This is a genomic window from Sphingomonas sp. TREG-RG-20F-R18-01 (assembly GCF_022662475.1).
Taxonomy (GTDB): Bacteria; Pseudomonadota; Alphaproteobacteria; order Sphingomonadales; family Sphingomonadaceae; genus Sphingomonas.
The window spans coordinates 161,285-173,128 of record NZ_JAKNQQ010000007.1 but is presented as its reverse complement, the minus strand read 5'-3'; the positions used below and the strand labels follow the sequence as shown (position 1 = coordinate 173,128).

At 67.1% G+C, this 11,844-nt stretch carries 9 protein-coding genes; 5 read left to right on the top strand and 4 right to left on the bottom strand.

Features of this window, described 5'->3' with window-relative positions; genetic code table 11:
• Positions 1-195: 195 nt before the first annotated feature.
• Entirely contained in the window at positions 196-999 is an 804-nt protein-coding gene (locus tag L8K25_RS17750; RefSeq protein ID WP_242140320.1) for a universal stress protein, read from the bottom strand.
• A gap of 93 nt (positions 1,000-1,092) precedes the next feature.
• Positions 1,093-2,556 carry a phospholipase D-like domain-containing protein gene (locus L8K25_RS17745; protein WP_242140319.1) on the bottom strand — a complete coding sequence of 488 codons (1,464 nt, stop codon included), beginning with the start codon at positions 2,554-2,556 and terminating at the stop codon, positions 1,093-1,095.
• Between the two features lie 189 nt (positions 2,557-2,745).
• Between L8K25_RS17745 and L8K25_RS17740 the strand changes: the two genes are divergently transcribed.
• The 5 genes from L8K25_RS17740 to pncB all read left to right on the top strand — a co-directional run bounded on the left by L8K25_RS17740 (position 2,746) and on the right by pncB (position 8,963).
• Complete coding sequence (locus L8K25_RS17740; protein WP_242140318.1) at positions 2,746-3,264, top strand: hemerythrin domain-containing protein; 519 nt, start codon at positions 2,746-2,748, stop codon at positions 3,262-3,264.
• A 31-nt stretch (positions 3,265-3,295) separates the two neighbouring features.
• The gene (gene poxB / locus L8K25_RS17735; RefSeq protein WP_242140317.1) at positions 3,296-5,044 is read left to right on the top strand and encodes a ubiquinone-dependent pyruvate dehydrogenase; all 1,749 of its coding nucleotides are present in this window, start codon (positions 3,296-3,298) and stop codon (positions 5,042-5,044) included.
• Positions 5,045-5,208: 164 nt separating this feature from the next.
• Positions 5,209-6,189, top strand: a complete 981-nt coding sequence (locus L8K25_RS17730) for an aldo/keto reductase (protein ID WP_242140316.1) — start codon at positions 5,209-5,211, stop codon at positions 6,187-6,189.
• Positions 6,186-7,022: an aldo/keto reductase gene (locus L8K25_RS17725; protein ID WP_242140315.1), complete on the top strand. Its 837-nt coding sequence runs from the start codon at positions 6,186-6,188 to the stop codon at positions 7,020-7,022. Before L8K25_RS17730 ends, L8K25_RS17725 begins: the two co-directional genes overlap by 4 nt.
• Positions 7,023-7,658: 636 nt before the next feature.
• Positions 7,659-8,963 (top strand): nicotinate phosphoribosyltransferase, encoded by a 1,305-nt coding sequence (pncB, locus tag L8K25_RS17720; protein ID WP_242140314.1) that lies wholly within the window; start codon positions 7,659-7,661, stop codon positions 8,961-8,963.
• Here the strand turns inward: pncB and L8K25_RS17715 are convergent.
• Both L8K25_RS17715 and L8K25_RS17710 read right to left on the bottom strand, forming a co-directional pair.
• A complete protein-coding gene (locus tag L8K25_RS17715) occupies positions 8,960-9,373 on the bottom strand; it encodes a response regulator (protein ID WP_242140313.1) in 414 nt (137 codons plus the stop codon). The genes pncB and L8K25_RS17715 overlap by 4 nt on opposite strands.
• Positions 9,370-11,841 (bottom strand): ATP-binding protein, encoded by a 2,472-nt coding sequence (locus tag L8K25_RS17710; protein ID WP_242140312.1) that lies wholly within the window; start codon positions 11,839-11,841, stop codon positions 9,370-9,372. Before L8K25_RS17710 ends, L8K25_RS17715 begins: the two co-directional genes overlap by 4 nt.
• Positions 11,842-11,844 lie beyond the last annotated feature (3 nt).

Genomic DNA, 11,844 nt, shown 5'->3' with positions numbered 1-11,844 from the left:
GCGCCGAGGATCTGGTGACTGCAGAAGCGAACCGTCCGGTCCGTCGCTGCGGTGACACCCCTCTAGGCAGGGCCGTTGATTCGGTCAAACGCTTTTTTGCACTTTTCTTTCAATCGCGCGGCACAACTGTCTTTTTGATCCAGCGCCCGGCCACCGGGTGGGACTTGGCGCGCCGTTGCAACGCCCCCTGCCGCCTCAGTGCGCCAGCAAGACTGGCACCGGGCTCTGCTCCAGCATCGCGCGCGTGACCCCGCCAAAGAGTGATTCGACCCAGCGTGCATGGTCAAACCCGCCCATGACCACATACGCGGCATTGCGGCTGCGCAGGACCGTCGCCAGGATCTCGTGAACCTTTGCGCCGCGTCCTTCCTCGATCTGGACGTCGGCTCGAATATCATGACGCGCCAGATATTGTGCCGCCTCCGACGCCTGAAGCGCAATCGAGCCATCGTTGATCTGCAGCAGCGTCACCGACTGCGCCAGCGCGAGCAATGGAAGCGCGGCGCGCATTGCAGCCTCGGCGCTGTCGGAACCGTCCCATGCGATGACGACATTGCCCGTCAGGTCGAGCCGTCTTGCCCCCTCGGGAACGGCCAAGACCGGTTTACGGCTCTTGAGGACGAGCTCGCCTGCGATCTCCGTCATGTCGGGATACCATTCCCCGCCCAGCTTACGGTTCACGACGATCAGATCGGCGAGCTTCGCCGCATCGCGGACGCACGCCGCAGGATCGCCGGTCGCATCCACCCAGTCGTACGGAACGTCTTCGTGCGCCAAGCGCGCCTTAATCACAGCGGCGTTGCGCGACTCGCGGGCTTTTTCGTCCGTGAGCAACAGGGCGTCGCCCCCTGCCCCCAGATAGTCGCCGATGAAGACGGGGACCGCGACGACGTCCACGCAGGTCAGATGCCCCCGCACGCCACGGACAAGATCGAACGCAGCCTGAAGCCGGGCTTCCTGCCCCTCGTCGTCATGCACCAGAACCAGGACATTCTTCATCGATCGTCTCCAGCGTTGCTCGTGACGCATGCTATGAGGAAGGGTCAGGACGGAGAATCGGGAATAGTACGGAGCAAGCGTCCCCCGCGCCGGTCAGCGCTTGTGCCGCCGTAGCCGGCGGAACAGGCCGCCCTTGGCAATGCCTTCCAGGGTTGCACCGGGGCCCTCGGAATCGAGTACCTCATTATCGGCAAGCCATGCCTCGACCTCGTTCAGGTCGGGCGTCTCATAGGGCACCAATGTCTTCCCCGTTCCCCGCAATGCCTCGATCGTTCCAATCAACGACCCCGTTTCGGAAAGATGCGCGGTCACCGCCGCGACCTCCAGCCCGAGATGCTCGGCGATCAATCCGTCACGGATGCCGGTGATCACCGGGCCATAGTCCCCGTTGCCCGCACTCGCGGTCGAGATGGTCACGTCGCATTCGGTATCGAGCCGCATCGAGCGATTGTTCATGTTCGATGATCCCACGCGCAGCGTGCGATCGTCGACGATCATGATCTTGGCATGGACGTAGATCGGCGCGCCTCCCGCGGTATGCGGATGGTAGATGCGAAACCGATGATGCGGGTCGCGCCGGTGCAGCGTCTCGTACAATCGCGCCCGCGCGGTATCCATCGCGAGCGGCTCCAGCCAGCCTTGCGCGGCAACCGGGTTGATCAGCACGATCTCGGGCCCATCGGCCTCGTCGAGCCGGCGGGCGATCGCCTCGGCGATCTTGCGCGAGGCGAAATACTGGCTCTCGGCGTAGATGAACCGTTCCGCGCGTGCGATCTGGTCAAGATACAGGCGTTCGATCTCGATCACCGGTGCACAGTCCGGCATTTCCGGCGCGCTCCGCGCGATCGCGACCGTGACGGCATCGAAGTGGCGCTCCAGGGCCTCCGGCCAGCAATCGCTCACCCCGCCGACCGGCTGGAGCGAATGACCGCCGGCACGCTCCCATCGCATCCGCGCGTGGTCGCCGAGCGCCGCCGCGACCGGCCCGGTCAGCGCGGTCGTTGCATCGTGCCAGGGCTTGTACGGTTTGCCGTTCGGTTGGCGGCGGCCGGGTTCGTCGTCATGGTGTGCGCGCGTGTCCCAGCGATCGCCGGTCATGTCGATGCCGCCGCAAAAGGCAAAACAGTCGTCGATCACGACGATCTTCTGATGATGCGATGCGGCGGGGGGATGCCTGGCATCGAGCTTGGTATGAATCCGCGGGTGCCGCATCCATTTGAGCACGGTGAAGAGAGTCGACCCGCGGAATAGCGTCTTGAGCGCGCCGAGATCCCAGCGCAACAGGAACACCTCCAGATCGGGGTTGTTCTCGACCAGCCAGAGAATGAAATCACCGACGCGCGAAGGGGCGTCGCGCGCCTCTTCGCTGGTGCCGAGGTCTATCCGAGCGTCGAAGTCCCAGCCGATCAGCATGATCCGCTTGCGCGCCTTAAGCATCGCCGAACGGGCGTGGCGGAAATAATCGGCCGCATCGACGATCACCGATGCTGCCGTCGCCGACTCGACGCGCCAGCACGTGTCCCCCGGACGCAGTGAATCGTGCCCGCCGTCGGTCATGAGCGGCGCACGGCCGGAGCGAGACGAGGCTGCAGGTGCATCACGCCCTTACGCGAAAGGCGCGTTCGCAAGTCAAGGCATTCCCGCAATCCCCGCCACGCACGCCACAATAACCGTTTCATGCAGGGACCGGATCGGGCCGTCGCGGGTTTGTGCGCTCGACCCGTTACCCTTCCCCAAGGATTTCCCATGGACATCACCGACCTGATTCTCGACGACCATGCCCAGATGCGCAAGCTGTTCGCGCAGATCGAACAGATCGACCGCACGGACACCGGGTCGCTCGGCGCGATCTGGGGGCGGCTCAACGCGCTGCTCGATACCCATGCCGAGGCGGAGGAGCGGTTCTTCTATCCGCAGCTGATGCAGATCGGCACCGGCGGCAACGACGCGGACAGCGCCGAAGAGGAGACCGAGGACGCGATCGAGGATCATAACGAGATTCGCGACGCCGCCGCTGCGGTCAACAAGGAAGAGGTCGGGTCGGACGCCTGGTTCGAGGCGATCGGCAAGGCGAACGAGGAAAATGGCGACCACCTCGCCGAGGAGGAACGCCAGGGCCTGACCGACTTCCGCGAACATGCGACGCTCGAGGAGCGGCACGATCTCGCAGTCAAGTTCGCGGCGTTCAGCGCGGCGCACATCACCGGGGTCAAGCCGGTCGACAAGGACCCGGACCAGTGGCTCGCGGACCACGCCAAGAAGTAACCCCCTGCCCTCCCTCCCCAGGAGAAACCCGATGTCGAAGACCACGATCGCAGATTTGTTCGCCCAGACGCTCCATCTTGCGGGGGTCGAACGGATCTACGGCGTGGTCGGCGACAGCCTCAACGGACTGACCGAGGCGATCCGCGCGCAGGGCAAGATCGAGTGGATCCACGTCCGCAACGAGGAAGCGGCAGCGTTTGCGGCGGGGGCGGAGGCGCAGCTGACGGGCAAGCTCGCGGCGTGCGCGGGATCGTGCGGGCCGGGGAACATGCACTTGATCAACGGGCTGTATGACTGCAACCGGACGCGCGTGCCGGTGCTCGCGATCGCGGCGCAGGTGCCGAGCGGCGAGATCGGCTCCAACTACTTCCAGGAGACGCGGCCCGAGGCGTTGTTCCGCGAGTGCAGCGTCTATTGCGAGACGATCAGCGATGCGGACCAGATGCCGCGGACGCTCGACACCGCGATCCGCGCGGCGGTGGGGCATCGCGGGGTTTCGGTCGTCGCGATTCCGGGCGACGTTGCCTTGCGAACGACGACGGGGACGCTTGCCCGATCGGCGGATGCGTTGCTGCCTGCCACCCCCGTCATTACCCCGGCCGCGGGCGAGATCGCCAAGCTGGCGGCGCTGCTCAATGATGCGGGCAAGGTCACGATCCTGGCCGGGCGCGGCTGCCGCGACGCGCATCCGCAGCTGATCCGGCTGGCGGCTGCATTGCAGGCGCCGGTGGTCCATGCCCTCGGCGGCAAGGAATGGGTCGAATATGACAACCCCTATGACGTCGGGATGACCGGGCTGATCGGCTTCGCTTCGGGCTATGATGCGATGATGGCGTGCGACACGCTGCTGATGCTCGGCACCGATTTCCCCTATCGCCAGTTCCTGCCGAACGAGGCGAAGGTTGCACAGATCGACCTCCGGCCCGAGAACCTCGGGCGGCGGACCGCGATCGACCTGGGGCTGGTCGGCGATGTTGCCGCGACGATCGAGGCGGTGTTGCCGCAATTGCGTGATGGGCGGGATCGGGACTTTCTCGATAAGTCACTGAAAAACTACGCTAAAGCGCGGGAGGATCTCGACGAGCTGGCGGATGGCACGCCCGGCAGCGGGGTGCTCCATCCGCAGCATGTCGCGCGGCTGGTGAGCGAGATGGCGAGCGAGGATGCGGTGTTTACTGCCGATGTCGGTACGCCGACGGTGTGGGCCGCGCGCTACCTGAAGATGAACGGGCGGCGGCGGCTGATCGGGTCGTGGAACCATGGGTCGATGGCGAACGCGTTGCCGCAGGCGATCGGCGTGCAGGCGGCCTCACCCGGGCGGCAGGTCGTGTCGCTGTCGGGCGACGGTGGTCTCGCGATGCTGATGGGCGAGTTGCTGACGGTTCGCCAGCTCGGGCTGCCGGTCAAGATCGTCGTCTTCAACAACGGGACGCTCGGGTTCGTCGAGATGGAGATGAAGGCGGCTGGGCTGGTCGAAACCGGCGTCACGCTCGACAACCCCGATTTCGCGGCGATGGCGCGCGCGATGGGGATGCACGCAGTCCGCGTCACCGACCCGGGCGATCTCGCGCGCGGCGTGCGCGAGGTGCTTGATCATCCGGGACCCGCCTTGCTCGATGCCGTGACCGCGCGCGACGAGCTGTCGATGCCACCGAAGATCACGCTCGAGCAAATGAAGGGGTTCACGCTGTATATGGCGAAGGCGATCCTCAGCGGGCGTGGCGACTCGGTGATCGAACTGGGGAAGACCAACGTCGGGCTGTTGAAGACCCTGTTCTGAACCGTTTTCCCGCGAAAGCGGGAATCCAGGGTTGCGGAGAACGACACTGGTTGGTGCGTGCGACTCCTGGGCTCCCGCTTTCGCGGGAGAACGTTTCTCGGACGGGCTGCCCCGTCCCGCGTGCCGAATATCCTTACGACCGTCTCATTCTGAAGGAAAAAGCAATGGATTATCTGAAGCTCGGCATGACCGGCCTCGACGTCTCGCGGCTGTGCCTCGGGTGCATGACCTATGGCATCCCCGATCGCGGCAACCACGCCTGGACGCTCGACGAGGAAACCAGCCGCCCGATCCTGCAAAAAGCGGTCGAGGCGGGGATCAATTTCTTCGACACCGCCAACGTCTATTCGGACGGCACGTCGGAGGAGATCGTCGGCCGCGCGCTGAAAGATTTCACGCGGCGCGAGGAAGTCGTGATCGCGACCAAGGTCCACGGTCGGATGCGCCCCGGACCCAATGGCGCGGGGCTCAGCCGCAAGGCGATCATGACCGAGATCGACGCCAGTCTGACGCGGCTCGGCACCGATTATGTCGATTTGTACCAGATCCATCGCTTCGATCCCGAGGTGCCGATCGAGGAAACGCTCGAGGCGCTGCATGACGTCGTGAAGGCGGGCAAGGCGCGCTACATCGGTGCGTCGTCGATGTATGCTTGGCAGTTCGCGACGATGCTCCACGTGTCGGACGCGAACGGCTGGACGCGCTTCTCGACGATGCAGAATTATCTCAACCTGCTGTACCGCGAGGAAGAACGCGAGATGCTGCCGCTGTGCGAAGCCGAAGGGATCGGCGTGATCCCGTGGAGCCCGCTCGCACGCGGGCGGCTGACGCGCGACTGGGACGAGGCGACCAACCGCTCCGAGACCGACCAGTTCGGCGCGACGCTCTACAGCCACACCGCCGATGCGGACCGCCGCGTGGTCGAGCGGGTCGCCGAGATCGCGTCCGAACGCGGCGTCCCGCGCGCGCAGATTGCGCTGGCGTGGGTGCTCGCCAAGCCCGAAGTCACCGCGCCAATCATCGGCTCGTCCAAGCCCGGCCATCTCGACGATGCGATCGCGGCGCTTGAGATCGGGTTGACCGAGGACGAGATCGCGCGGCTCGAGGAACCCTATGTGCCGCATGCGGTGGTCGGCTTCGCATGAGCGCGAAGACGGTCGCGCTGCCCGATGGCACGCTGGTCCCCGCGCTCGGGCAGGGCACGTGGAACATGGGCGATTCCGCAAGCACGCGCGCAGCCGAGATCGCCGCGCTGCGCGAGGGGATCGAGCGCGGGATGACGCTGATCGACACCGCCGAAATGTATGGCGATGGCCGGTCGGAGGAACTCGTCGGCGAAGCGATCGCGAAGGTGCGCGAGCAGGTCTTCCTCGTCAGCAAGGCATTGCCGCAAAATGCGTCGCGCGCACGGTTGCGCGGCGCGTGCGAGGCGAGCCTTGCGCGGCTCGGGGTGGACCGGCTCGACCTGTATCTGCTCCACTGGCGGGGTCCGGTGCCGCTGGCGGAGACGGTCGAGGCGATGGAGCGGCTGGTCGCGGACGGGCTGATCGCGCGCTGGGGGGTAAGCAACCTCGATGCCGACGACATGGCGGAGCTGGTCGCTGCGGGGGGTGCGGCGTGTGCGACCGACCAGATCCTCTACAATCTGACGCGGCGCGGGCCGGAGCTTGATCTGCTGCCGTGGCTTGGAGCGCATGGGATTCCGGTGATGGCGTATAGCCCGGTTGAACAGGGGCGGCTGCTCGGGAATGCCACCTTGCGGTCGATTGCCGCGGAGTTCGATGCGACGCCCGCGCAGGTGGCGCTGGCGTGGGTGCTGCGCGATCCTTCGGTGATCGCGATTCCGAAGGCGGGATCGGTCGCGCATGTGCGGGACAATCATGCGGCGCTCGATCTGGCGCTGGATGGGGTGTTGCTCGATCGGCTGGAGGCGGCGTTTCCGCGGCCGAAGAAACCCCGGGCGCTCGAGATGCTGTGATGGCGGGGTGCTGCGGCGTCCGTACGGGTTTCCTCCCTACATGCGCTTTCCAACACCCTCCTCCCCCCACTCGCTTCCCCGGCGAAGGCCGGGGTCCAGTCGAGGGCGGGGAGTGGCGGGCGCTGCGCTTCGATGACGCCGACCTTCGCTCCTGGGCCCCGGCCTTCGCCGGGGAAGTGATCGGGGGGCGGATCTTCCTTGCCGCCACGGTTTGTTGCACCGCCCTACGCGCGCTTCCCCGGCGAAACCGGGCGCCTCCCCCCCCCTTCAGGGGAGGGGTTGGGGGTGGGGCCGTGCCTGCTTCCGACGGCCAGAGTGCTGGACTGCCCCACCCCAACCCCTCCCCTGAAGGGGAGGGGCTTTGGCGTTCGAGCGCGATCTGGTGCTGGATGGGATGTTGCTCGGCCGGCTGGAGGCCGGGCGCCTCCCCTCCCCTTCAGGGGAGGGGTTGGGGGTGGGGCCGTGCCTGCTTCCGACGGACGGGGTGCTGGACTGCCCCACCCCAACCCCTCCCCTGAAGGGGAGGGGCTTTCGTGTTCTAAGGTTCGCCCTTCGAACCCGGTGTTACTGGCGAACCGCGTAGGAGGCAGAAGCCGACGATGGACATTCCCCCACAATCCCGGAACAAGCGCCCGCATGATCCTCACCGATATCGCGACGCGCACCTATAACCATGGCTGGCGGCTCGACCCGATCGTGCGCAGCCTGCTCGATACCGATTTCTACAAGCTGCTGATGCTGCAGATGATCCGGCACCTCCACCCGGACGTCGAAGCCACCTTCTCGGTCATCAACCGCACCAAGTCGGTCCGTCTCGCCGAGGTGATCGACGAGGCCGAGCTTCGCGCACAGCTCGATCATGCGCGCACGGTGCGGTTCGGGAAGAAGGAGCTGATCTGGCTCGCGGGCAACAGTTTCTACGGCAAGGAGCGGATGTTCGCGTCGGATTTCCTCGGCTGGCTCGCCGAGTTCCAGCTCCCGCCCTACGACCTGCGGGTGGTCGACGGGCAATATGAGCTGCATTTCGATGGCCCCTGGACGCACACCACCATGTGGGAAGTCCCCGCGCTCGCGATCCTCAATGAACTCCGGTCGCGCGCAGCGCTTCGCGGGCACGGGCGGTTCGAGCTCGACATCACCTATTCGCGCGCGAAGGCGCGGCTGTGGGACAAGGTCGAGCGGCTCAAGCAATTGCCCGGCCTCGTCCTGTCGGACTTCGGGACGCGGCGGCGGCACGGGTTCCTGTGGCAGCGCTGGTGCGTCGAGGCGCTCAAGGAAGGGCTCGGCAGCCGCTTCATCGGGACATCCAACGTGCTGCTTGCGATGGACACCGACCTCGAGGCGATCGGCACCAATGCGCACGAACTCCCGATGGTCGCGGCAGCGCTCGCGCGCGACGATGCCGAGCTTGCCGCCGCGCCCTATCAGGTGCTCGAGGACTGGCGGCGGCATTATGCGGGCAATCTGCTGATCGCGCTGCCCGATGCGTTCGGCACCACCGCGTTCCTCGCCAACGCGCCGCACTGGCTGTCCGAGTGGAGCGGATTCCGCCCCGACAGCGCGCCGCCGATCTCGGCGGGCGAGCAGATCATCGCCTGGTGGCAGAGCCACGGCGTCGATCCGCGCGAAAAACTGCTGATCTTTTCGGACGGGATGGACGTGGACTCGATCGAGCAGGTGTACCGCCATTTCCATGGACGGGTGCGGATGAGCTTTGGCTGGGGGACCAACCTGACCAACGATTTCCGCGGCTGCGACCCGCGCGGCGGCGCTGCGCTCGAGCCGATCTCGCTGGTTTGCAAGGTGACGCAGGCGAACGGGCGTCCGGCGGTCAAGCTGTCGGACAATCCCGCCAAGGCGACCGGCGACCCCGCCGAGATCGCGCGCTATCTGCGCGTGTTCGGCACCGCGGGCCATGTTCCGACGACCGTCAGCGTCTAGGCACCAGCGCCCGCCCCGTCACCCCGCGCGCGCGCGATCAGCTTGCGGACGGTGCCGACCAGATCGATCGGGTCGAACGGCTTGAGGATCACCCCCGCCACGCCGTGTACGCCCGCGTGGATCGCAGCGGAATCATGCCCGCGCGCGGTCAGGAACACAGCCGGGATCGCCGCCAGATCGGGTTGCGTGCGCAAGGCGCCCAGCAGCGCGATGCCGTCCATCCCGGGCATCATGACGTCCAGGATGATCGCATCCGGCCGCCACGGGTCGTCCGCCAGCAGTTGCAGCGCCGCCGCGCCCGAACCGGCCGAGCGCACCTGCAGCGCCGGGTCCAGCGACAGCGCCATTTCGACGATCGTGCGGATGTCGGCATCGTCGTCGACGTACAGGATCCGCACCGGATCGGTCATTGCCGTCCTCTCGCCGCTAGGATCCTGCGGACCGTTGCCGTCAGGTCGGGCAGCGATTCCCGTGACTTGACCAGAACGGCATCGACCATCCCCGCCGCATCGGGCGCGATCTCGTGCGCCGAGAAGATGATCGTCGGGATGGCAAGCCCGTCGGCGTCGATCAGCATCGGCAGCAATTGCAACCCGGATCCCTCGGGCAGATGCAGGTCGAGGATCGCGATGTCCGGCCGCTCGGTTTCCAGCAATGCGCGCGCGGTGGCGAGATCGGTTGCCTTCAGGATGCGGGCGTCGCGGTGCAGCGCGGTTTCGGCGACGGACAGCACGTCCGGGTCATCGTCGACGTGCAGGATCGTGGCGCGGGTGCCGCCCGACCGGCGGGTCGCGGTCTCGATCGCCCGTCCAAGCCGCTGCGGATCGACTGGCTTGACCAGCCAGTCGAGCAGTTCGTCCGCAATCGGATCGGCAAGCGCCTCCGGATCACGCGCGGCAACCACGATGATCGGCGGGACGGCCGCGCCGTCCGCCGCGCGCAATCCCTCGACCAGCGCCCATCCGCTCTCGTCCGCGCGCTCGACATCGAGCAGCAGCGCGGCAAAGCCGCGCCGGGCCAGCGCCGCCCGGGCGGCCTCAACCGTCCCGACCCGTTCGGCCCGGTAGCCAAGGTCTGCGACCATCGTTTCGAGCGCGCATGCCATGTCGACATCATCCTCGCAGATCAGAACGCACGGCGCGGGGGACGGCTCCACCAAAGGTACGGCCTTTCGCTGAAGATCCAGCGCGAAGGCGAAGCGCGATCCACCGCCCGGCCGATCCTCGAACCAGATCCGGCCGTCGTGCCGCGCGATGATCTCGCGCGAGATCGCCAGGCCGAGACCCGTGCCGACGCCCTGCTCCCCGTCGGCCCGCTCGAATCGCCCGAAGATGCGCGTGCGGAAGGCGCTCGGGACACCCGGGCCTTCGTCGTCGACCGTCACGATCGCCTTGCCCCCCGCCTCGGAGCGGGTCAGCCCGATCCGCACGACCCCGCCGGTCGGCGACGCGCGCACCGCATTGGAGACGAGATTGGTGATCACCTGGAGCAACCGGTCCGGATCGCCGAGCACGGGAACCTCCCCGTTCGGCAAGGTAGAGGCGATGTGCACCGACTCCGCCACCCCCAGCCCCTGGCTGCCGACCGCCGCGCGATCCACCACGTCGGCCAGGTCGATCGGCATCCGCGCGAGATGGAGCATGCCCGACTGGATCCGGTCGATATCGAGCATGTCGTTGATCAGCCGGATCAGGCGGCGCGAATTGTTCTCGGCGATCTCGATCAGCCGGGTGGCCTGGTCCGGCAACGGCCCCGCCGACCCCGCCCGCAACAACCCCAGCGCCCCGACGACCGAGGTGAGCGGCGTGCGCAGTTCGTGGCTGACGGTCGACATCAGCGCATCCTTCAGCCGCTCGACACGCCTGCGCTCGGAAACGTCGCGCGCCGACACGACGATATGGGGTCCGTCGGGAAGATGGATCACGCCGAGCGCGACATCGACCGACACTTCATGCCCATCGCGGTGGAGCAGCGTCCGGTCGGGCCGGTAAGGCTGTTCCAGCCGCCCCCCGACCATGCGGACGCGCTCGTGCAGCGGGAGGCTGGTATCGTCGATCCGCAGCACCGTCGTGACATTCCGGCCAACCAGTTCGTGCGGCGGATAGCCGAGCAGTTCGGACGCGGCGCGATTGATCGTCTCGATCGTGCCGACGGGATCGATGATCGCGATCGCGTCGATCGTGCTGTCCAGGATCGTGCGATTGCGCTCGGCATTCTCGAACGCCTCGCATCGCGCGTTGTAGCGCGCCATGCTCTGGCGCCAGAAGGCGGCCGCGATCGCCAGGACGATCAGCCCCATCGTCGCGATACCGACCCAGATGCTGCGCAGGTTCGCATTCGTGCGGCGCTGGAACGCGGCGACGCTGTTGTCGCGGGCGACTCCCGCCGCCTGCACGATCTCCGCCGAGAGCGCGCGCATACGCTGCATCACCGCGGCCCCGTCGCCGCGTTCGACCAGCGGCGCCGCCCCGCGCAGCCCGTTCCGGCGGCGTGCCGCGATCACGGCGTCCATCTCGGCAAACTTGCGGACCGCCAGGACGCGCATCGTGCGCAGCCGCGCGAACTGGCGCGGGTCCGCCGCGAGATCGCGTTCCAGCGCCGCGAAGCCCGCGAACACGGCGGCACGGGCGGGGGCGTACCCCTGGAGGAAACGGTCGTCACCCGTGATGATGAAGCCGCGCTGCCCCGATTCGGCATCCGCCATCCGCGGAATCAACGTGGTGGCGATCGCGCGGCGTTCGAACGACGCGCGCGCTTCGTGCCGCAAGGTCTCGCTCAGCGCATATTGATGCTGCAACCCCGCCGCCATGATCGCCAGCAGCAGCGGACCGGGCAACGCCAGCCCGAGGTAGCGCAGCGGGTCCGGACGCACCGGCATCGC

What these genes read in the sequence shown, in the direction of transcription:
- L8K25_RS17725 (WP_242140315.1), top strand. Translation starts at nt 6,186, where the DNA reads ATGAGCGCGAAGACGGTCGCGCTGCCCGATGGCACGCTGGTCCCCGCG.
- pncB (WP_242140314.1), top strand. Translation starts at nt 7,659, where the DNA reads ATGATCCTCACCGATATCGCGACGCGCACCTATAACCATGGCTGGCGG.
- poxB (WP_242140317.1), top strand. Translation starts at nt 3,296, where the DNA reads ATGTCGAAGACCACGATCGCAGATTTGTTCGCCCAGACGCTCCATCTT.
- L8K25_RS17715 (WP_242140313.1), bottom strand. Translation starts at nt 9,373, where the DNA reads ATGACCGATCCGGTGCGGATCCTGTACGTCGACGACGATGCCGACATC.
- L8K25_RS17730 (WP_242140316.1), top strand. Translation starts at nt 5,209, where the DNA reads ATGGATTATCTGAAGCTCGGCATGACCGGCCTCGACGTCTCGCGGCTG.
- L8K25_RS17740 (WP_242140318.1), top strand. Translation starts at nt 2,746, where the DNA reads ATGGACATCACCGACCTGATTCTCGACGACCATGCCCAGATGCGCAAG.
- L8K25_RS17745 (WP_242140319.1), bottom strand. Translation starts at nt 2,556, where the DNA reads ATGACCGACGGCGGGCACGATTCACTGCGTCCGGGGGACACGTGCTGG.
- L8K25_RS17750 (WP_242140320.1), bottom strand. Translation starts at nt 999, where the DNA reads ATGAAGAATGTCCTGGTTCTGGTGCATGACGACGAGGGGCAGGAAGCC.
- L8K25_RS17710 (WP_242140312.1), bottom strand. Translation starts at nt 11,841, where the DNA reads ATGCCGGTGCGTCCGGACCCGCTGCGCTACCTCGGGCTGGCGTTGCCC.